19 protein-coding genes, 15 tRNA genes and 1 rRNA gene are annotated in these 18,848 nt (G+C 43.6%); 34 read left to right on the top strand and 1 reads right to left on the bottom strand.

Features of this window, described 5'->3' with window-relative positions; translation table 11 throughout:
- The first annotated feature begins 28 nt into the window (after positions 1–28).
- The 24 genes from rrf to D8793_RS09585 all read left to right on the top strand — a co-directional run bounded on the left by rrf (position 29) and on the right by D8793_RS09585 (position 8,816).
- Positions 29–144 (top strand): 5S ribosomal RNA (gene rrf, locus D8793_RS09695).
- 29 nt (positions 145–173) lie between these two features.
- A tRNA-Val gene (locus D8793_RS09690) sits at positions 174–246 on the top strand.
- A gap of 4 nt (positions 247–250) precedes the next feature.
- Positions 251–323: transfer RNA gene (locus D8793_RS09685), tRNA-Asp, on the top strand.
- Positions 324–395: 72 nt separating this feature from the next.
- Positions 396–456, top strand: a tRNA-Gly gene (locus D8793_RS11930).
- An 8-nt stretch (positions 457–464) separates the two neighbouring features.
- A tRNA-Leu gene (locus tag D8793_RS09680) sits at positions 465–550 on the top strand.
- Positions 551–568: 18 nt separating this feature from the next.
- A tRNA-Arg gene (locus D8793_RS09675) sits at positions 569–642 on the top strand.
- Positions 643–699: 57 nt separating this feature from the next.
- Positions 700–773 (top strand) — tRNA-Arg (locus tag D8793_RS09670).
- 42 nt (positions 774–815) lie between these two features.
- Positions 816–889, top strand: a tRNA-Pro gene (locus tag D8793_RS09665).
- A gap of 5 nt (positions 890–894) precedes the next feature.
- A tRNA-Met gene (locus D8793_RS09660) sits at positions 895–968 on the top strand.
- A 13-nt stretch (positions 969–981) separates the two neighbouring features.
- A tRNA-Ile gene (locus D8793_RS09655) sits at positions 982–1,055 on the top strand.
- Between the two features lie 12 nt (positions 1,056–1,067).
- Positions 1,068–1,157 (top strand) — tRNA-Ser (locus D8793_RS09650).
- 13 nt (positions 1,158–1,170) lie between these two features.
- A tRNA-Met gene (locus D8793_RS09645) sits at positions 1,171–1,244 on the top strand.
- 3 nt (positions 1,245–1,247) lie between these two features.
- Positions 1,248–1,320, top strand: a tRNA-Phe gene (locus D8793_RS09640).
- 16 nt (positions 1,321–1,336) lie between these two features.
- Positions 1,337–1,407, top strand: a tRNA-Gly gene (locus D8793_RS09635).
- A 35-nt stretch (positions 1,408–1,442) separates the two neighbouring features.
- Positions 1,443–1,516, top strand: a tRNA-Ile gene (locus tag D8793_RS09630).
- 11 nt (positions 1,517–1,527) lie between these two features.
- Positions 1,528–1,615: transfer RNA gene (locus D8793_RS09625), tRNA-Ser, on the top strand.
- A gap of 173 nt (positions 1,616–1,788) precedes the next feature.
- Positions 1,789–2,604 (top strand): rod shape-determining protein MreC, encoded by an 816-nt coding sequence (mreC, locus tag D8793_RS09620; protein WP_125371688.1) that lies wholly within the window; start codon positions 1,789–1,791, stop codon positions 2,602–2,604.
- A gap of 1 nt (position 2,605) precedes the next feature.
- The gene (gene mreD, locus D8793_RS09615) at positions 2,606–3,106 is read left to right on the top strand and encodes a rod shape-determining protein MreD (protein ID WP_125371687.1); all 501 of its coding nucleotides are present in this window, start codon (positions 2,606–2,608) and stop codon (positions 3,104–3,106) included.
- Between the two features lie 98 nt (positions 3,107–3,204).
- On the top strand, positions 3,205–4,404 hold the full coding sequence (gene pcsB, locus D8793_RS09610; protein WP_125371686.1) for a peptidoglycan hydrolase PcsB: 1,200 nt from the start codon (positions 3,205–3,207) through the stop codon (positions 4,402–4,404).
- 135 nt (positions 4,405–4,539) lie between these two features.
- Positions 4,540–5,505, top strand: a complete 966-nt coding sequence (locus D8793_RS09605; RefSeq protein ID WP_061909808.1) for a ribose-phosphate diphosphokinase — start codon at positions 4,540–4,542, stop codon at positions 5,503–5,505.
- A gap of 124 nt (positions 5,506–5,629) precedes the next feature.
- Entirely contained in the window at positions 5,630–6,802 is a 1,173-nt protein-coding gene (locus D8793_RS09600; protein WP_125371685.1) for a pyridoxal phosphate-dependent aminotransferase, read from the top strand.
- A complete protein-coding gene (gene recO, locus D8793_RS09595; RefSeq protein ID WP_125371684.1) occupies positions 6,795–7,592 on the top strand; it encodes a DNA repair protein RecO in 798 nt (265 codons plus the stop codon). Before D8793_RS09600 ends, recO begins: the two co-directional genes overlap by 8 nt.
- Positions 7,573–8,577, top strand: a complete 1,005-nt coding sequence (plsX, locus tag D8793_RS09590; RefSeq protein WP_125371683.1) for a phosphate acyltransferase PlsX — start codon at positions 7,573–7,575, stop codon at positions 8,575–8,577. Before recO ends, plsX begins: the two co-directional genes overlap by 20 nt.
- Complete coding sequence (locus D8793_RS09585) at positions 8,574–8,816, top strand: acyl carrier protein (RefSeq protein ID WP_125371682.1); 243 nt, start codon at positions 8,574–8,576, stop codon at positions 8,814–8,816. The genes plsX and D8793_RS09585 overlap by 4 nt, the downstream gene beginning before the upstream one ends.
- Positions 8,817–8,881: 65 nt before the next feature.
- Here the strand turns inward: D8793_RS09585 and D8793_RS09580 are convergent, their stop codons facing one another.
- Positions 8,882–10,828, bottom strand: coding sequence for a GBS Bsp-like repeat-containing protein (locus D8793_RS09580; RefSeq protein WP_125371681.1), 1,947 nt, complete (start codon positions 10,826–10,828; stop codon positions 8,882–8,884).
- 377 nt (positions 10,829–11,205) lie between these two features.
- Between D8793_RS09580 and purD the strand changes: the two genes are divergently transcribed.
- The 10 genes from purD (at position 11,206) to purB (ending at position 18,823) form a co-directional block, all read left to right on the top strand.
- Complete coding sequence (gene purD / locus D8793_RS09575) at positions 11,206–12,468, top strand: phosphoribosylamine--glycine ligase (RefSeq protein ID WP_125371680.1); 1,263 nt, start codon at positions 11,206–11,208, stop codon at positions 12,466–12,468.
- Positions 12,469–12,562: 94 nt separating this feature from the next.
- Positions 12,563–12,679, top strand: a complete 117-nt coding sequence (locus tag D8793_RS12255; protein ID WP_125371679.1) for a phosphoribosylaminoimidazole carboxylase — start codon at positions 12,563–12,565, stop codon at positions 12,677–12,679.
- Positions 12,680–12,706: 27 nt separating this feature from the next.
- On the top strand, positions 12,707–13,198 hold the full coding sequence (gene purE, locus D8793_RS09565) for a 5-(carboxyamino)imidazole ribonucleotide mutase (protein ID WP_125371678.1): 492 nt from the start codon (positions 12,707–12,709) through the stop codon (positions 13,196–13,198).
- Entirely contained in the window at positions 13,185–14,276 is a 1,092-nt protein-coding gene (gene purK / locus D8793_RS09560; protein WP_125371677.1) for a 5-(carboxyamino)imidazole ribonucleotide synthase, read from the top strand. The genes purE and purK overlap by 14 nt, the downstream gene beginning before the upstream one ends.
- Before the next feature lies 1 nt (position 14,277).
- Positions 14,278–14,541, top strand: a complete 264-nt coding sequence (locus D8793_RS09555; protein WP_125371676.1) for a hypothetical protein — start codon at positions 14,278–14,280, stop codon at positions 14,539–14,541.
- A gap of 20 nt (positions 14,542–14,561) precedes the next feature.
- Complete coding sequence (locus D8793_RS09550) at positions 14,562–14,789, top strand: phosphoribosylaminoimidazole carboxylase (RefSeq protein ID WP_125371675.1); 228 nt, start codon at positions 14,562–14,564, stop codon at positions 14,787–14,789.
- A gap of 3 nt (positions 14,790–14,792) precedes the next feature.
- Positions 14,793–15,485: an aspartate/glutamate racemase family protein gene (locus tag D8793_RS09545; RefSeq protein WP_125371674.1), complete on the top strand. Its 693-nt coding sequence runs from the start codon at positions 14,793–14,795 to the stop codon at positions 15,483–15,485.
- Positions 15,486–15,583: 98 nt separating this feature from the next.
- Positions 15,584–15,850 carry a hypothetical protein gene (locus D8793_RS09540; RefSeq protein ID WP_125371690.1) on the top strand — a complete coding sequence of 89 codons (267 nt, stop codon included), beginning with the start codon at positions 15,584–15,586 and terminating at the stop codon, positions 15,848–15,850.
- 19 nt (positions 15,851–15,869) lie between these two features.
- A complete protein-coding gene (locus tag D8793_RS09535) occupies positions 15,870–16,097 on the top strand; it encodes a phosphoribosylaminoimidazole carboxylase (protein WP_125371673.1) in 228 nt (75 codons plus the stop codon).
- A 1,430-nt stretch (positions 16,098–17,527) separates the two neighbouring features.
- A complete protein-coding gene (purB, locus tag D8793_RS09525) occupies positions 17,528–18,823 on the top strand; it encodes an adenylosuccinate lyase (protein ID WP_125371671.1) in 1,296 nt (431 codons plus the stop codon).
- Positions 18,824–18,848: the final 25 nt, after the last annotated feature.

Here is an 18,848-nt window from a genome sequence, read left to right as displayed (position 1 = left end):
ATAAGATATTGCAAGTTAATTCAGCAAGTTAAGTGACGATAGCCTAGGAGATACACCTGTACCCATGCCGAACACAGAAGTTAAGCCCTAGAACGCCGGAAGTAGTTGGGGGTTGCCCCCTGTGAGATATGGTAGTCGCTTAGCAGGATAGGAAGTCGGAGTACTTCCTTTTTGGGAGTTTAGCTCAGCTGGGAGAGCATCTGCCTTACAAGCAGAGGGTCAGCGGTTCGATCCCGTTAACTCCCATATAGGTCCCGTAGTGTAGCGGTTATCACGTCGCCCTGTCACGGCGAAGATCGCGGGTTCGATTCCCGTCGGGACCGTTGGAATTGTTAGACAGTTTCAAGAAGAAAGACTCGTTAGCTCAGTTGGTAGAGCATTTGACTTTTAATCATAGTTCAGTGGTAGAACACCACCTTGCCAAGGTGGGGGTCGCGGGTTCGAATCCCGTCGTTCGCTTTGAGGCCGGGGTGGCGGAACTGGCAGACGCACAGGACTTAAAATCCTGCGATTGGTAACGATCGTACCGGTTCGATTCCGGTCCTCGGCATAGCGGATATGCGACAGGGCACCCTTAGCTCAACTGGATAGAGTACCTGACTACGAATCAGGCGGTTAGAGGTTCGACTCCTCTAGGGTGCATAAGAAAGTCTTGACTTTTTTATGTGTCTTTGTTATAATTGATTATCGTGATATAGAGCACCCTTAGCTCAACTGGATAGAGTACCTGACTACGAATCAGGCGGTTAGAGGTTCGACTCCTCTAGGGTGCATGAAGGGAAACGAGGTCATATGACTCCGTTTTTGCTTATGATCGGGAAGTAGCTCAGCTTGGTAGAGTACTTGGTTTGGGACCAAGGTGTCGCAGGTTCGAATCCTGTCTTCCCGATATCTGGCGGTGTAGCTCAGCTGGCTAGAGCGTCCGGTTCATACCCGGGAGGTCGGGGGTTCGATCCCCTTCGCCGCTATAACGATCTTGTTGGACCTTTAGCTCAGCTGGTTAGAGCTCTCGGCTCATAACCGAGTGGTCGTAGGTTCAAGTCCTACAAGGTCCATATGAATATCTTGGAGGATTACCCAAGTCCGGCTGAAGGGAACGGTCTTGAAAACCGTCAGGCGTGTAAAAGCGTGCGTGGGTTCGAATCCCACATCCTCCTTAGATTAGAATATCGCGGGATGGAGCAGCTAGGTAGCTCGTCGGGCTCATAACCCGAAGGTCGTAGGTTCAAATCCTGCTCCCGCAATTTGGCTCGGTAGCTCAGTTGGTAGAGCAATGGATTGAAGCTCCATGTGTCGGCGGTTCGATTCCGTCTCGCGCCATACCATTATCTAAGATGCGGGTGTAGTTTAGTGGTAAAACTACAGCCTTCCAAGCTGTTGTCGCGAGTTCGATTCTCGTCACCCGCTTTGAACGGAAGTTCATACCAAGTTTTTTATAACTTGGGCGCGTAGCTCAGGTGGTTAGAGCGCACGCCTGATAAGCGTGAGGTCGGTGGTTCGAGTCCACTCGTGCCCATTTAGTATATTGGAGAATTACTCAAGAGGCTGAAGAGGACGGTTTGCTAAATCGTTAGGTCGGGTAACTGGCGCGGGGGTTCGAATCCCCCATTCTCCGTAAATAAGGGAGTTTAGCATTTGCTATCTCCTTTTCTTGTTTTATAATGTTTTTATTTTGTAGAATTGTTTCTTATTGTTTATTTGAACTCTGTTGGTTGAATTGCTATAGTCTGTTCTGGATTCATATAAGCATTTTTTAGGGATTTATTGGTTTTGGGTGCGGAGATTGGAATGAATAAATTAAAGATGTCTAAATTTTTGATTTCTATTTTGCTATTGGGAATTGTTATGATAAGCTTGATGCTTTCCCCTCTTTCACCATGGATTGTTTCTGTGACTGGTGATTTTTTGTCCAGTGTTGATCGGGTAGTTGCTATTCCTTTTAACTATTTTGCTAAGGAAAAGAAAAAGGTTGTTCAGTTAATAGAGACCTATCAAGAAAATGAGACACTAAAAGGAACAATTTACAATCTTGAAGATAAGGCAAATATTTCTGATGCCTTAAAATTGGAGAATGAACAGTTGCGTTCTCTCTTAGAGTTACGAAATAATGATCAAAGTGCTGTCAAGATTGCTGCAGAGGTTATTTCTCGCTCTCCATCTACTTGGAAGAATGAATTAACTCTTGATAAGGGGCAGTCAAGCGATGTGTCAACCTCTATGCTGGCTATTTCTAACGGTGGTTTGATCGGAGCGGTTACTAGTGTTTCTGATTCTTCCAGTGTCGTTAGTCTACTTACAAATGAAAAGAATGATAGTTCTATTGCCATTAAAATTCAGACAAAGACTGGCTTTGCCTATGGCATCATTGTTGGTTTTGACACTGAAAAGTCAGCTTTTATCGTCAGCCAGCTAAATACGCTGGACGGAATTGAAGAAGGGGCAACTGTGACGACAAGTGGTCTCGGATCTTATAATGCTGAGAATGTCTTGGTTGGTCAAGTTTTATCAATGTCAGCTGATAAGGACCAATTAAACAAAGAAGTTTTGGTGAAGCCTGCTGCTGATTTATCTGATATTCAAGCGGTTCTGTTGGTGAGAAATTAGTATGAAAATTCTAAGAGGAACTTTTTTTACAGCTTTGTTTCTATTTCTGATCTTCTTCATTGATGGTCAATTATCAAGAAGTCTTGTAGATCTTTTTGCTGAGAAGTGGCATCCGGCAAGTCATATTTTATTGTTCTTTACTGTTTTCTTATTTTTAAACTTTTCAAAGGAATATATTTTTTTCCTCTTCTTTACTTTAGGGCTTTTTTACGATGTTTATTATCTACATGTGATTGGGCTTTTTACTTTTATCTTGCCTCTACTGACAGTTGCCATCTATCATTTTCTTTCTGTATTTTTGCTAAATCGTTGGACACGCGTTTTAGCAATCATTACGATTGTCTTCTTTTTTGAAATGATTAACTTTGCTTCTGCATCATTCTTGCACCTAGCGAGCTTTACATTCCCTGATTTTATTATCTATGCTTTGGTGCCGACTTTAGTATTTAATGCCTTTCTTTTCCTATTGTTACAGCCTTTGTTTGAAAAAGTCTATTTATGATGATTTAGAAATAGAAATGTAACGAATGCGTAATATATAGCCAGAATTTTTTTGATATACTATATAATGTCTTAGTAAGAAGGAGTGTTAATATTTTTATGAAGAAAAAACTACTTACATCGGTTTTATTGAGTGCGGTGATCCTTTCTCAAGGTGCTGCGCTAGTAAATGTTAAGGCTGATAGTACAGATGATAAAATTGCAGCTCAAAATAGTAAAATTGATAGTTTAACAAATCAACAAAAAGCGGCACAAGCACAAGTTGATGAAATTCAAAAACAAGTTTCAGCTATTCAAAAGCAACAAGAAGTGCTTCAAGCAGAAAATGAAAAATTGAATGCTGAATCTGCGAAACTTACTGCTGAAATTGAAGAGTTATCAAAGAATATTGTTGCTCGTAATGAGTCTCTTGCAAACCAAGCGCGTAGTACTCAAACAAGTGGCACAGCAACAAGCTATATCAACACAATCATTAACTCTGCTTCAATCACTGAAGCTATCTCTCGTGTAGCAGCGATGAGCGAAATCGTTTCGGCTAACAACAAAATGCTGGAACAACAAAAAGAAGATAAAGAAAAGATTGCTGAAAAACAAGTTGCTAACAATGAATCTATCAATACAGTCATTGCAAACCAACAAAAACTTGCAGACGATGCTCAAACGTTGACAACTAAGCAGGCTGAACTCAAGGTTGCTCAACTGAACCTTGCAGCTGAAAAAGCATCTGCTGAAAATGAGAAAAATAGTCTCTTAGAGCAAAAAGCGGCAGCTGAAAAAGCGGCAGCTGAGGCAGCGGCGGCAGAAGCAGCATATAAGAACCAGCAACAAGCGCAACAACAAGCAATCCTTGCTTCAGGAAATACAAGCTTCGCAGCACAAGTTCAAGCTGTAAATAATACAGGTGGAGCTCCTGCAGCAGAAGCAGCGGTTGCTACATCAGGAGTTGTTGCAACTCCATCATATAGCCTTTCAGCATCAACTTATCCTGTAGGTCAATGTACTTGGGGTGCTAAGACTTTGGCACCATGGGCTGGCGACTACTGGGGTAATGGTGGCCAATGGGCAGCTAGTGCAGCAGCAGCGGGCTTCCGTACAGGATCACAACCACAAGTTGGAGCGATCGCATGTTGGAACGACGGTGGCTACGGACACGTTGCAGTTGTAACAGCAGTTCAATCTGCTAACAACATTCAAGTATCAGAAGCAAACTATGCTGGTAACCAATCACTCGGTAATCACCGTGGATGGTTTGACCCAACAAATGCACAAGGATACGTAACATACATCTATCCAAACTAATGAAATATGAAGGAGAACGACTTTTCGTTCTCCCTTTTATTTTTTATTGAAAAATTGCTGGAAAAGCGTTACAATGGTAGGTAGGAAAAATGTAATTGGTTACAATAAAAGACGATTTAGAATCTGGAGGGAATCATGTCTTTTTCTGATTTAAAGCTCTTTGCTCTTTCTTCTAATCAAGAATTAGCGCAGCGTGTTGCAAAGGAGATTGGGATGCCGCTTGGGAAATCAACGGTTCGTCAATTTTCTGACGGGGAAATTCAAGTAAATATCGAAGAATCGATCCGTGGAAAGCACGTTTTTATCTTGCAGTCAACTAGCTCACCTGTCAATGACAATCTAATGGAAATTTTGATCATGGTGGATGCCTTGAAGCGGGCTAGTGCGGAGTCTATCAACGTAGTGATGCCTTACTATGGCTATGCTAGACAGGACCGAAAAGCTCGTGCTCGTGAGCCAATTACATCTAAATTAGTGGCTAACCTAATGGAGATTGCTGGGGTAGATCGCCTATTGACCATTGATTTGCATGCTGCTCAGATCCAAGGTTTCTTTGATATTCCTGTCGACCATTTGATGGGAGCGCCTTTGATTGCTGATTATTTTGAGCGTCGGGGCATGGTTGGTAGCGACTATGTGGTTGTCAGCCCAGACCACGGTGGTGTCAGCCGCGCTCGTAAGTTGGCGGAATTTCTCAAAACTTCGATTGCGATTATCGACAAACGTCGCAGCGTTGACAAGATGAATACCAGTGAAGTCATGAATATCATTGGTAAGGTGGAAGGTAAGACCTGTATTCTGATAGATGATATGATTGATACGGCGGGCACTATTTGTCATGCGGCAGACGCTTTAGCAGCGTCCGGTGCTGTGGAAGTCTATGCGAGCTGTACTCACCCAGTCTTGTCAGGGCCAGCTATGGAAAATATCCAGAAATCCGCTATCAAAAAACTAGTGGTTTTAGATACCATCTACCTTTCAGAGGACAGATTAATCGATAAGATTGAGCAGATTTCTATCGCTCATCTCTTGGCAGAAGCCATCGTTCGAATCCATGAAAAACGTCCACTTTCCCCCCTTTTTGAAAGACATAATATATAAGGATTGTGGAGTATTAGAGATTTAGCAACTTGCTAAATCTCTTTCTTATTCCTATTTGTAATAAAATTTTGCTGTAGTACTGCATTTATAGTATAATAGTTCTATTAGATTATCGGAGGCGGCTATGGATTTGACTAAGAAGTTTAACAAGAATTTAGATAAAATTGAAGTGTCTCTGATTCGTCAGTTTGACCAGTCCATTTCTACGATTCCAGGTGTTCTGCGGCTGACCTTGGGGGAGCCAGACTTTCCGACACCGGATCATATCAAGGAGGCGGCCAAGGCAGCTATTGATGCCAACCAGAGTCACTATACAGGGATGAGCGGGCTTTTGGAGCTGCGGCAGGCTGCGGCTGATTTTGTCAAGGAGAAGTACAATCTGAACTATCGTCCAGAAGATGAAGTCTTAGTCACTATTGGGGCAACTGAGGCCCTGTCTGCGACTCTGACTGCTATTCTGGAGGAGGGCGACAAGGTCTTGCTACCAGCGCCGGCTTATCCAGGCTATGAGCCGATTGTCAATTTGGTCGGGGCGGAGATTGTCGAGATTGATACGACAGAAAACGACTTTGTCTTGACCCCTGAAATGCTGGAGCAGGCTATCTTGGAGCAAGGGGATAAGCTCAAGGCGGTTATTCTCAACTATCCGGCTAATCCGACTGGTGTGACCTATTCGCGGGCGCAGATGGAGGCTTTGGCAGCAGTATTGAGCAAGTATGAAGTTTTTGTCGTCTGCGATGAGGTATACTCTGAGTTGACTTATACGGAGCAGGGGCACGTTTCACTGGCGGAATATTTGCCCGAGCAGACCATCGTCATCAATGGCTTGTCCAAGTCTCATGCTATGACGGGCTGGCGACTAGGTTTTATCTTTGCTCCTGCTGCTTTTACGGCTCAATTGATCAAGAGCCATCAGTATCTGGTGACGGCAGCCAATACCATGGCTCAATATGCAGCTATTGAGGCTTTGACAGCTGGTAGGGATGATGCCCAACCCATGAAGGCGGAATACGTTCAGCGGCGGGATTACATTATCGAAAAGATGACAGAGCTGGGTTATCAGATTATCAAGCCAGACGGTGCTTTCTATATTTTTGCCAAGATTCCAGCAGGCTACAATCAAGATTCTTTTGCCTTTTTGCGAGATTTTGCTGAGAAGAAGGCTGTGGCCTTTATTCCAGGAGCGGCTTTCGGTCAGTATGGAGAGGGCTATATCCGCCTGTCTTATGCAGCTAGTATGGAAACCATCAAGGAAGCTCTGAAACGGCTCAAGGAGTACATGGAAGACCATGCTTAGACCGTTAACGAGCAAGAGTTTGATTCTCTATAATCGGAATTTCCGGGAAGATGATAAGCTGGTCAAGATCTTTACGGAGCAGGCTGGCAAGCGAATGTTTTTCGTGAAACATGCTGGAAAATCTAAGCTGGCTCCAGTCATCCAGCCTCTGACGGCGGCAGAACTCTTGATGAAAATCAATGACGACGGACTCAGCTATATCGAAGATTACCAAGCTGTGGAAAGTTACGGGCAAATCAAGGGCGACCTCTTTGTCATGGCCTATGCCAGCTATGTGGCAGCCCTAGCAGATGCTAGTATTCAGGACAATCAGCCAGATCCAGCCCTCTTTGCTTTTTTGCAAAAGACACTGGATTTAATGAATCAAGGGCTGGATTATGAGGTTTTGACAAATATTTTTGAAATTCAGATTTTATCTCGCTTTGGGGTTTCTCTGAATTTCCATGACTGTGTTTTTTGTCATCGGAAAGGTCTGCCTTTTGATTTTTCCTTTCAATATGGCGGGGTACTCTGCCCAGAGCATTATCACAAGGATGCTCATCGTAGTCATCTTAATCCCAATATTCCTTTTTTGCTCAATCAGTTTCAGGCGGTTCAGTTTAGTGAGCTGGAGACGATTTCGCTCAAGCCGGAAATCAAGCGACAGATCAGGGACTTTATAGATCAACTTTATGATGAATACGTGGGTATTCATCTCAAATCAAAGAAATTTATCGACTCTCTGGGCGACTGGGGCAGTATTTTACAAGACAAACATGAGGAAGAACAGCATGAAAAAAATAGCTATTGATGCCATGGGCGGAGACAATGCCCCTCAGGCTTTGGTCGAAGGTGCTAATCAGGCTCTGAGAGACTTCTCGGATATTGAGCTTGTGCTCTATGGGGATGAGGCCAAGATTAAACCTCTATTGACAGCGACAGAGCGCGTCAGCATCGTCCATACGGATGAAAAGATTGATTCGGATGATGAGCCGACCAAGGCTATTCGCAAGAAGAAGCAGGCTAGCATGGTTTTGGCAGCTAAGGCAGTCAAGGATGGAGAAGCAGATGCGGTCTTGTCTGCCGGTAATACAGGAGCGCTTTTGGCGGCGGGCTTCTTTATAGTCGGACGGATCAAAAATATTGATCGACCGGGTCTTTTATCCACTTTACCGACTGTGGATGGCCGAGGCTTTGATATGCTGGATCTGGGGGCAAATGCTGAAAACACCCCTCACCATCTGCACCAATATGCTATCCTAGGTTCTTTTTATGCGGAAAATGTTCGTGGCATTAAGCAGCCACGTGTTGGCTTGCTCAATAATGGCACTGAAGCCAGCAAGGGAGACCCTCTGCGTAAGGAAACCTATGCATTGCTAGCAGCGGATGACAAGCTGAACTTCATCGGCAATGTGGAGGCGCGTGACCTTATGGATGGAGTGGCAGATGTTGTCGTAGCAGATGGCTTTACGGGCAATGCTGTGCTCAAATCCATCGAAGGAACGGCCATTAGCATCCTAGGCCAGCTCAAAAAGGCTGTGCTAGGCGGTGGTCTCAAGGCTAAGCTAGGAGCTTTATTGCTCAAAGATAGCCTACAGGAAATGCGCAAGAGTCTGGACTATTCCAGTGCCGGTGGGGCCGTTCTCTTTGGACTAAAGGCGCCAGTGGTCAAGACACACGGTTCAAGCGATGCCAAGGCCGTTTATAGCACCATTCGTCAGATCCGAACCATGCTGGAGACAGATGTTGTCGGAAAATCTGTGGTGGAATTTTCAAAAGAGGTGGAGACAGAATGAATCAAGAACAAATTTTTCAAAAAGTAACAGAAATTATCCAAGAACGTCAAGGAAAGGACTTTGTTGTCCAGCCAACTTTGGGCTTAAAAGATGATTTAGGCGCTGACTCTGTTGACTTAATGGAATTCATCCTGACTTTAGAGGATGAGTTTGCGATTGAAATTTCAGATGAGGATGTTGATCACTTTGAAAATGTCGCAGATATTGTTGCCTATTTGGAAAAGAAACTAGCGAAGTAAGAAATGGCTTCGATTTGAACAGATGAAAAACCTTGGTTGATAAAACCAAGGTTTTTTTGGTAAATTTATTTTGGATAAATATAGCTGACAGCTCCTTGACCGGCGGCGTAAGGATTGAACCAGCCACGGAAGTTGCCAATATACTGTTTACCTGCATAGTTGGATTCTTTGATTTGGATGCGGGTATTGGATTCGACATGAGTGACAACACCAACATGCCCATAGCCGCCATCGGTCCAGCAGATGATGGCTCCGACTTGTGGAGTGCTTCCTATTCGGAAACCAGCTGCGCGTGCGCTAGCTGCCCATTGGCCGCCGTTGCCCCAGTAAGGACCAGCCCAAGGAGCCAGTACTTTTGCTCCCCAAGTACACTGTCCATGAGGATAAGAGGATGCTCCTGCATAATCAGGTGTGTAGAGGGTTGGCTCAGGCGTGGTTGGTTTATCAACCTGATAGCTGGTGCCTGTAAGTCCAGTCATCTGACCATTGAGATTGCGATAAACATGGGTATGGAAGAGTCCGTTTCCAGCATGCTGTTGCGTATTGATGGTAAATTTATACAAGCCATTGCCCACTTTGTTAGCAGTGTACCATTTGATGTCATCTTGTCCGTTGACCTCTGACCAAGTTGGTAGAGAAATGGTTCCTGGTCCGAAAGCATCGGAAACGGTCACTTCGTAATTGTAGGTAGAAATTTTATTGACAGAAACCTTAGCTTTGATATTTTCAGCAGAGAGGGTGACGCTGTCTGTCGCATAGCTATGCTCGCTTCCATCTTTGTACTTAACGTAGATATGATTGGTGTAGCTTCCAGATAAGGCTTGGTGGTTGCGGATATTGAATTGTGCAGTAAAAGTCCCATCTCCATTATTACTCGCGTCATACCACTTGATGGCACTTGGATTTTGAGCGTTCCAGATAGGCACACGGACGGATTGAATTGGCTTAGATGCTGCAGTTTCAGAGACTTTTACAGTGTAGGTTCCCTCTTCCTGATTGATATTTCCAACAGAGAAAAGCGGTTTTTGGTCTTTTTGAGAAGGCATCTTGCCAGCATCCAGTGTAACACTTGTTCCTGCTAATCCTGTTAACTCAGGCTTAACATAGCTTTCTCCATAGAGATGGATATGGTAGGTTCCTGTATCGTAATTGTGTTTCTTCAGCTCGACTCTAACGCTATAACTGCCGTCAGGATTTTTCTTTGCTTGATACCATTGTAAATCATCTTGCCCCTTATTTTCAGACCAGGTTGGGACAGTGATCTTATACATGGATTCAGGAAGATTTTTGATAAGGATTTCCATAATGCCGGGTTCAGGGAAGCTTGTCTGAATGATCGGATTAGGCTTTTCTAGATGGAAAGTGGTGCCCGATTGGTAAATCATTTTGCCATTTTTATTTTCATAAGTATCTACGAAATATTTTCCATAACCTTTGTGATTAGAAAGTGTAAATTCGGTGATATCTTGTCCGGCATTATACCATTTTAAGTCATCTTGTCCATTTTCATCAGACCAGACCGCATGTAAAATACGAGAGTTTATCTGGTCTTTGTTACGCTTAAAGTGAATTTGACCAGTTTGTCCGACAATATTAGTAGAGACCTTAACCGCAGGTTTATTAACAGTGAAGGTCGTACCATTCAAGCCTATCATTTTCCCGTTGATATTAATGTAAGTGTGCACATGGAAGGTGCCATAGCCAGCGTGCTGCCGAAGGTCAACGGATGTGCTGGATGTTTGAGGCGTGGTGTACCATTTCAAATCATCCTGTCCGTTTTCGTCGGACCAGACTGCGTGGGAAATGGTATAGGGAACCTGAGCCTTGGAGCGGGCATAATGAATCTGCGCCGTATCTCCAGTGACATTGACGGTTACATTGCTGGCACGATCAGTGGGGCCTAGGACTTTGTTTCCAGTTTCAGTCGATGTAACAGCTTGAGCCGTGGAATGACTTGCAAACAGCCCAAGGACTGCTCCGGATAATAAAAACAGCTTCTGATATTTTTTCATAAATCTCCTTTGAATAAGTAATTTGGATGATTCCATTTAGATTATTCGGGAAAAAAATATGAAAATAGAAAAAATTTTAAAAGATGATGATAGTTGAATTTCTAATTTATTTTGATTTCATCAAATCTTTGCTGCTTGAAATACAGGGATGAAATAGTAAAAATACCAAAAAATAATATAGGTAGACTTTATTTGTCAGAGATGGATACTCCTAACAAAAGTAGATTATTTCTCTTCTTTTCCTGCTTATCATGGAATAAAACGAACGATTGTGATATAATTTAGATAAATAATTCGTAAAAATACGGTAGTTTTTACGTGATGTGTTAGCTTGGTGCGTAAGCACCTATGATATTGGACATTGAGGTATCTTAGCTATGAAGCTTTTAGTTGTTGGTTCGGGTGGTCGTGAGCATGCGATTGCCAAGAAGTTGTTGGAGTCTCAGGATGTGGAGCAAGTCTTTGTCGCACCTGGAAATGACGGTATGACCTTGGATGGGCTAGACTTGGTGAATATTGGAATTTCCGAACATTCTAAATTGATTGAGTTTGTAAAGGCCAACGATATTGCTTGGTCCTTTATCGGTCCGGATGATGCCCTGGCAGCTGGGATTGTAGATGATTTTAACCAAGCTGGGCTCAAGGCTTTTGGTCCGACCAAGGCTGCGGCTGAGCTGGAATGGTCCAAGGATTTTGCCAAGGAAATCATGGTCAAATACGGCGTTCCGACAGCAGCCTATGGCACATTTTCAGATTTCGAGGAAGCCAAGGCCTACATAGAAGAAAAAGGTGCTCCAATCGTAGTTAAAGCGGATGGCTTGGCGCTTGGAAAGGGCGTCGTCGTTGCTGAGACGGTTGAGCAAGCGGTCGAAGCTGCTCACGAGATGCTTTTGGACAATAAATTTGGTGATTCTGGTGCGCGCGTGGTTATCGAGGAATTCCTTGACGGAGAAGAGTTCTCTCTCTTTGCCTTTGTCAATGGGGACAAGTTCTATATCATGCCAACGGCTCAGGACCACAAACGTGCCTACGACGGGGACAAAGGCCCTAATACTGGTGGGATGGGTGCCTATGCGCCAGTTCCTCACTTGCCACAGAGCGTGGTTGATACAGCGGTTGACACCATTGTCAAGCCAGTTCTTGAAGGGATGATCAAAGAAGGTCGTCCGTATCTTGGTGTCCTCTACGCGGGGCTTATTTTGACTGCTGGCGGTCCGAAGGTTATCGAGTTCAACGCTCGTTTTGGTGATCCCGAAACTCAGATTATCCTGCCTCGCTTGACATCTGACTTTGCGCAAAATATCACGGATATTCTCGATAGCAAGGAGCCGAACATCACATGGACGGACAAGGGTGTGACTCTGGGTGTGGTTGTCGCGTCCAATGGTTACCCGCTAGACTATGAAAAAGGTGTCAAGTTGCCAGCCAAGACCGAAGGCGACACCATCACCTACTATGCAGGAGCTAAGTTCGCGGAAAATAGCAGAGCATTGCTATCCAACGGCGGACGAGTCTATATGCTCGTCACCACAGCCGATACCGTCAAAGAAGCCCAAGATACCATCTACCAAGAACTCGCCCAACAAAAAACAGAAGGTCTCTTTTACCGAACAGATATCGGAAGCAAGGCTATTAAGTAAAGATATAAGAATAACGCGACGAAGTCGCCAAATACGATAATGGTCGTTTGATTTGCGAGCGTTAGCGAGCTAATATAGAACAATCACCGCCGTTGTGAAAGAACGATTGGATGATAAGCTAATCGTTCAGGGAAATTGGAAGACCCTGGGCTTCCGATTTAGGCATGAGACACCTTTGGTGGCTGCTGTCGTCCCTCACAACCTAAGGTGATTGTTGAAAGGAAAGAAAAGAAAAATCATGACTAAACCAATTATTTCCATCATCATGGGCTCCAAATCTGATTGGACCACCATGCAAAAAACAGCTGAAGTTTTAGACCGTTTCGGTGTTGCCTATGAAAAGAAAGTCGTCTCTGCCCACCGCACGCCGGATCTCATGTTTCAGCATGCCGAAGAAGCCCGAAGTCGTGGCATAAAGGTCATCATTGCAGGTGCTGGTGGCGCAGCACACCTACCAGGTATGGTCGCGGCTAAAACGACTCTGCCTGTCATCGGTGTACCGGTCAAATCACGCGCGCTCAGCGGTCTGGACTCTCTTTATTCGATTGTGCAGATGCCGGGTGGCGTGCCTGTGGCAACTATGGCAATCGGGGAAGCTGGAGCGACCAACGCTGCCCTGACTGCCCTTCGGATCTTGGCCATTGAAGATCAAGACCTAGCAGCAGCGCTAGCTAATTTTGCAGAAGAACAAGGAAGAATCGCAGAGGAGTCTACAAATGAGCTCATCTAAAACAATCGGAATCATTGGTGGCGGTCAGCTGGGTCAGATGATGGCCATTTCTGCTATCTACATGGGGCACAAGGTCATCGCGCTGGATCCTGCGGCGGATTGCCCAGCCTCTCGCGTGGCAGAAATCATCGTGGCGCCTTATAATGATGTGGACGCCCTTCGTCAGTTGGCTGAGCGATGCGATGTCTTGACTTATGAGTTTGAAAATGTTGATGCTGATGGTTTGGATGCTGTCATTAAGGATGGTCAGCTCCCTCAAGGAACGGACCTGCTCCGCATTTCTCAAAATCGGATTTTTGAAAAGGACTTTCTCGCAAACAAGGCCCAAGTCACCGTGGCACCCTACAAGGTCGTGACTTCTAGCCAAGACTTGGCAGATATCGACTTGTCCAACAACTATGTCCTCAAGACTGCTACAGGCGGTTACGATGGACATGGGCAAAAGGTCATTCGCTCAGAAGCAGACTTGGAAGAGGCCTATACACTAGCTGACTCAGCAGACTGCGTTTTGGAAAAATTTGTCAACTTTGACCTTGAAATTTCCGTCATTGTGTCCGGAAATGGCAAGGATGTGACGGTTTTCCCAGTTCAGGAAAATATCCACCGCAACAACATCCTGTCTAAGACCATCGTGCCAGCCCGCATTTCGGAAAGGCTAGCAGATAAAGCCAAAACCATGGCAGTGCGAATCGCAGAACAGCTTAACTTGTCTGGAACCCTCTGCGTGGAAATGTTTGCGACGGCTGACGACATCATCGTCAATGAAATTGCCCCACGGCCACACAACTCTGGCCACTACTCTATCGAAGCCTGCGATTTTTCACAGTTTGACACCCACATTCTCGGTGTTCTGGGAGCACCATTGCCAGCTATCCACCTGCATGCGCCAGCCGTTATGCTCAATGTTCTCGGCCAGCATGTCGAGGCCGCTGAGAAATATGTCACAGAAAATCCAAGCGCCCACCTCCACCTGTATGGTAAAATAGAAGCGAAGCACAACCGCAAAATGGGACATGTGACTTTGTTTAGAGATGCGCCGGATAGCGTGGTTGAGTTTGGGGAGGGGATTGATTTTTGAAATGACAGAAGAATTTGATGAATTGCTAGATGATGAAATAACGACCGTAACACTGACTTATACGGACGATTTGATTGTTCCAGAGATTGCGGATAGAGAGGGGATTCATATTTTAGAGAGAGCTGGCAATCAGCTAGTCTTAGAATATTCTTGTTCCGTGAAGGAAGTTAAGGATTATCTGAGTGGTTACGGCCTGCCTAGACATCCTGAGAGAATTTCATTTGAATTTTCTATACATGAAGACTTAGAAAATGATAATCTTTAAAGCTAAATGGAGACCAGTTTATGATTCAAATCATTGTCAATGCTTTTGTGGAAGAAGGCAAAGAAATTGCTGTTGTAGAAGTGCTCTTTGCCAGCGCCGACCCTGAAAAAGTAAAAGCCAAATATCAGGAATTAAAGATTCAATATCCAGACAATTATCTGGCTATCTATGATTTGCCATTGGATACAGATCTGAGTAGCTTGCCGCACTATCCGTCGGTGGCGATAAGCAAGGAGGAGTTTGATTAGCCTATGAAAACTATCGGTCTGATTGGTGGCATGAGTTGGGAAAGCACCACATCTTACTACCAAATCATTAACGAAACCATCAAAAAAGAGCTGGGTGGCTTGCATTCAGCTAAGATTCTGCTTTACAGTGTTGATTTTGCAGAGGTTGAGCATTATCAGGCAGTAGGAGACTGGGAGAAAAGCGGTCAACTTTTGGCAGATGTTGCTAAGCGCTTGGAGCAAGCAGGTGCAGATTTCATTGTTATTTGCACCAACACCATGCACAAGGTTGCTCCGCAGATACAAGAAAAGATTACGATTCCAATCTTGCATATTGCGCAGGCAACCGCGCAGGCCTTGTTGGCTGATGGTATTCAAAAAGTTGGTCTCCTAGGGACCAAGTACACCATGACTCAAGATTTTTACAAGGAGAAATTAATAGAGTATGGGTTAGAAGTGCTGATTCCAGACCAAGCTGGTATTACAGAGGTCAATCGGATCATTTATGACGAGCTATGTCTAGGGGATATCAAAGAAAGCTCAAAGCAGACTTATCTTACCATTATAGATGATTTGAAAAAAGCTGGCGCAGAAGCTGTTATCTTGGGCTGTACCGAGATAGGCCTTCTCATCAAACAATTTGATACTGACCTGCCTCTCTACGACACCACGGTGATCCATGCAGAGAAAGCAGCGGAGTGGGCGGTAAATAAATGATTATAGAAGTTCAGTACAATCGAAAGATGGGCATATGATAGTGTTTAGTGATGTGCCAAATAGTGTGGTTGAGTTTGGGGAAAGGATTGATTTTTAAAATGATAGAAGAATTCGATGATGTATTTGAAGACGATATTACTACTCTAACATTTACTTATGCGGATGATGTAGTCATTCCAGAAATTCCAGATGCAGAAGGGATTCATATTGTAGAGAGAACAAATAATCAACTAATAATAGAGCATACGCGCGATGATGATGAGGTCTATGATTATATAAAGAGTTTTGGATTAACGAGCCGTCCTATAAAACTTTCGATTGAATTTTTTGCATACGAAGATCCTGAGGAAGAAGAAAATGATTAGAATTTAATGGAGAGAATCTATGATTCAAATCATCGTTAACGCTGTTGTTGAAAAAGAGAAGACTGGAGCAGTGGTCGAAGTCTTGAATGCTAGTGGTGATCATGAAAAAGTGAGAGCTAAGTATGAAGAGTTGGTTGCTCAATATCCTGAAAATTATTTAGCTATCTATGATCTCCCGCTAGATACGGATTTGAATACACCGGCCCATTATCCATCTGTTTGGATTGAGAAAGAAGAATTTGAGTAGTTAAATAAGACATAAATGGAAGGTTTAATGATTTGCGTTTAGGATTGCATTCATAAAATGAAAGGACAATGCCAGGTGAAAGAATCGGAATTATATATTAGGCTTGGGATTTCAGGGGAAGACGAGCTGGGTAAAATACTTGGGTTCGAAGCTAAGTACTGTGAGCAGAATACTTACTTTAAAATATTGAGAAAAAAGCCTATTGTGAGTAGGTTGGTAGGTGCTAAGTCTCAAGGATGGCGTACTATGTTAGATGGAGGAATCCCGAACAGTAAGTCTCCAAATTTAAATTTAACAATGAAACTTCCGAAGGGAAATCCTCAAAAAATAAACGGGCAGAATTTTTTTCATCAAGGACACATTCTAGCAAAAGAATTTTATAATTTCATTCCTAATAAAGACGAGGCCTATAGAAAAATTAAAAATAATTCTAAAAATGGATTTATTCAATTTAGTGTAGCTAACATGCAACAAAGTAAAAAGAATGAAGTCTTTAGATATAGTCAAGCGTACTATGAAAATAGAGTTGCGAAATATCTTACAGATACAGGAAATAAAGTTATTTATGAAGTGAGAATTTATTTTTACAATAAGAATGATAAAATTCCAATAGGAACTAGAATATTGTTCGAAGCAGAAGATAAAAGTTTAGAAAATGAATTATGTAATGATATTTTTATTCCAAATTTTGATGAAGATTTTGACCTATCAAGGATTCAGGGATATTTAGGTAGGAAGTCTTATAGAGAATTTTATGCTTATGGGTATGATGAAAGATATAAGAAATGTTTTAAAAATNTTGCTATGATAGATAATGGCGATTCATTTAGTCGAACATTTGATGAAAATCATAACCAAATTTTTTATTGTGTACAAGAGAATAAAAAAATTAAACCAGGTTTATTTTTAACATGTAAAGATGTGTATGAGACATATCCTTTAGAACCAGAGGATATGATAATTGAAAGTTATACGAAAGAAGAGCTATTCAGTAAATATGAGCACCGAAAGTATTGTTATTATCCTGCCAAAAAGGAAAAAAGTAATTTTTCAGCAATATTCTTTGATTGGCCTACTGTAGATAGATTGTCAGGATTTTCAATGAGAGGTTTAAAAAAACAAGGCACTTTGGAAGGAGCTTTTAAACAGTTGAGTTGGTAGCCTGAAAAAATGAGATAGATTTGTTAGGCAACTATACTTACTCTAACACATCTCTTCTTTTATAAAAGGATATATTTAAAACTATAAAAATAAAGGAACAAGAGCTCACATATTCACCAAAACTGAATACGGGCTACGGACTTCCTAACTGTAAATAAAGAAAGGGAATGGGCATCTAGTTTGCAGAACTGAACCCGGGCGGAAAGCTCGGAATTTAGATTGGTTTCCTAAAATTCAGTCGCTTTCTAGTCGCCCTTGGTATCTTAATCATGATCAACCGTTACTCTCGCCCTGAGATGGCGAATATTTGGAGTGAAGAAAACAAATACCGTGCTTGGCTTGAGGTGGAAATCTTGGCTGACGAGGCATGGGCTGAGTTGGGGGAAATTCCTAAGGAAGATGTGGCTTTGATTCGCGAGAAGGCGGACTTTGACATCGACCGTATTTTGGAGATTGAGCAGGAGACTCGCCACGATGTGGTAGCTTTCACGCGTGCGGTTTCTGAGACGCTCGGTGAAGAGCGCAAGTGGGTCCACTATGGTTTGACTTCTACCGACGTGGTGGATACTGCCTACGGTTACCTTTACAAACAGGCTAACGACATCATCCGTCGTGATCTTGAAAACTTCACCAACATCATTGCTGACAAGGCTAAGGAGCACAAGTTTACCATCATGATGGGGCGTACCCACGGGGTGCACGCTGAGCCGACAACCTTTGGTCTTAAATTGGCCACTTGGTACAGCGAAATGAAGCGCAACATCGAGCGTTTTGAGCATGCGGCTGCTGGTGTAGAAGTTGGTAAAATCTCTGGTGCGGTTGGAAACTTTGCCAACATTCCGCCATTTGTAGAAAGCTATGTCTGTGAGAAATTAGGCATCCGTCCACAAGAGATTTCGACTCAAGTCCTGCCACGTGACCTCCACGCTGAATATTTCTCTGCTTTAGCCTTGATTGCGACGTCTATTGAGCGCATGGCGACTGAAATCCGCGGTCTGCAAAAGTCTGAGCAACGCGAGGTTGAAGAGTTCTTTGCCAAGGGTCAAAAGGGCAGCTCTGCCATGCCGCACAAGCGCAATCCAATCGGCTCTGAAAATATGACTGGTCTGGCACGTGTCATTCGTGGCCACATGGTGACAGCCTTTGAGAACGTCTCTCTCTGGCATGAGCGTGACATTTCCCACTCATCAGCTGAGCGGATTATCGCTCCGGACACGACCATTCTTATCGACTACATGCTCAACCGCTTTGGTAATATCGTCAAGAACTTGACCGTCTTCCCAGAAAACATGAAGCGGAACATGAACTCGACCTTTGGTCTTATCTTCAGCCAGCGGGCTATGTTGACCTTGATTGAAAAAGGTATGACACGGGAGCAGGCTTATGACTTGGTGCAGCCAAAGACTGCTCAGTCTTGGGACAATCAAGTGGACTTCAAACCTCTGCTCGAAGCGGACCCAGAAGTCACTTCCCGTCTGACTCAAGAAGAGATCGATGAAATCTTCAATCCAACTTATTACACCAAGCGCGTGGATGAAATCTTCAAGCGCGTGGGCTTAGATTAAATATAGAAATAGGCGCTTCTTACGA

It is taken from the genome of Streptococcus cristatus, assembly GCF_003943465.1.
Lineage (GTDB): Bacteria > Bacillota > Bacilli > Lactobacillales > Streptococcaceae > Streptococcus > Streptococcus cristatus_C.
Note: the sequence above shows the minus strand (reverse complement) of the source record. Positions and strands in the feature narration are given on the sequence as shown.

Bases quoted from the DNA above. Each gene is read 5' to 3' on its own strand.
- mreC (WP_125371688.1), top strand. From the start codon at position 1,789: ATGAATAAATTAAAGATGTCTAAATTTTTGATTTCTATTTTGCTATTG.
- mreD (WP_125371687.1), top strand. From the start codon at position 2,606: ATGAAAATTCTAAGAGGAACTTTTTTTACAGCTTTGTTTCTATTTCTG.
- pcsB (WP_125371686.1), top strand. From the start codon at position 3,205: ATGAAGAAAAAACTACTTACATCGGTTTTATTGAGTGCGGTGATCCTT.
- D8793_RS09605 (WP_061909808.1), top strand. From the start codon at position 4,540: ATGTCTTTTTCTGATTTAAAGCTCTTTGCTCTTTCTTCTAATCAAGAA.
- D8793_RS09600 (WP_125371685.1), top strand. From the start codon at position 5,630: ATGGATTTGACTAAGAAGTTTAACAAGAATTTAGATAAAATTGAAGTG.
- recO (WP_125371684.1), top strand. From the start codon at position 6,795: ATGCTTAGACCGTTAACGAGCAAGAGTTTGATTCTCTATAATCGGAAT.
- plsX (WP_125371683.1), top strand. From the start codon at position 7,573: ATGAAAAAAATAGCTATTGATGCCATGGGCGGAGACAATGCCCCTCAG.
- D8793_RS09585 (WP_125371682.1), top strand. From the start codon at position 8,574: ATGAATCAAGAACAAATTTTTCAAAAAGTAACAGAAATTATCCAAGAA.
- D8793_RS09580 (WP_125371681.1), bottom strand. From the start codon at position 10,828: ATGAAAAAATATCAGAAGCTGTTTTTATTATCCGGAGCAGTCCTTGGG.
- purD (WP_125371680.1), top strand. From the start codon at position 11,206: ATGAAGCTTTTAGTTGTTGGTTCGGGTGGTCGTGAGCATGCGATTGCC.
- purE (WP_125371678.1), top strand. From the start codon at position 12,707: ATGACTAAACCAATTATTTCCATCATCATGGGCTCCAAATCTGATTGG.
- purK (WP_125371677.1), top strand. From the start codon at position 13,185: ATGAGCTCATCTAAAACAATCGGAATCATTGGTGGCGGTCAGCTGGGT.
- D8793_RS09555 (WP_125371676.1), top strand. From the start codon at position 14,278: ATGACAGAAGAATTTGATGAATTGCTAGATGATGAAATAACGACCGTA.
- D8793_RS09550 (WP_125371675.1), top strand. From the start codon at position 14,562: ATGATTCAAATCATTGTCAATGCTTTTGTGGAAGAAGGCAAAGAAATT.
- D8793_RS09545 (WP_125371674.1), top strand. From the start codon at position 14,793: ATGAAAACTATCGGTCTGATTGGTGGCATGAGTTGGGAAAGCACCACA.
- D8793_RS09540 (WP_125371690.1), top strand. From the start codon at position 15,584: ATGATAGAAGAATTCGATGATGTATTTGAAGACGATATTACTACTCTA.
- D8793_RS09535 (WP_125371673.1), top strand. From the start codon at position 15,870: ATGATTCAAATCATCGTTAACGCTGTTGTTGAAAAAGAGAAGACTGGA.
- purB (WP_125371671.1), top strand. From the start codon at position 17,528: ATGATCAACCGTTACTCTCGCCCTGAGATGGCGAATATTTGGAGTGAA.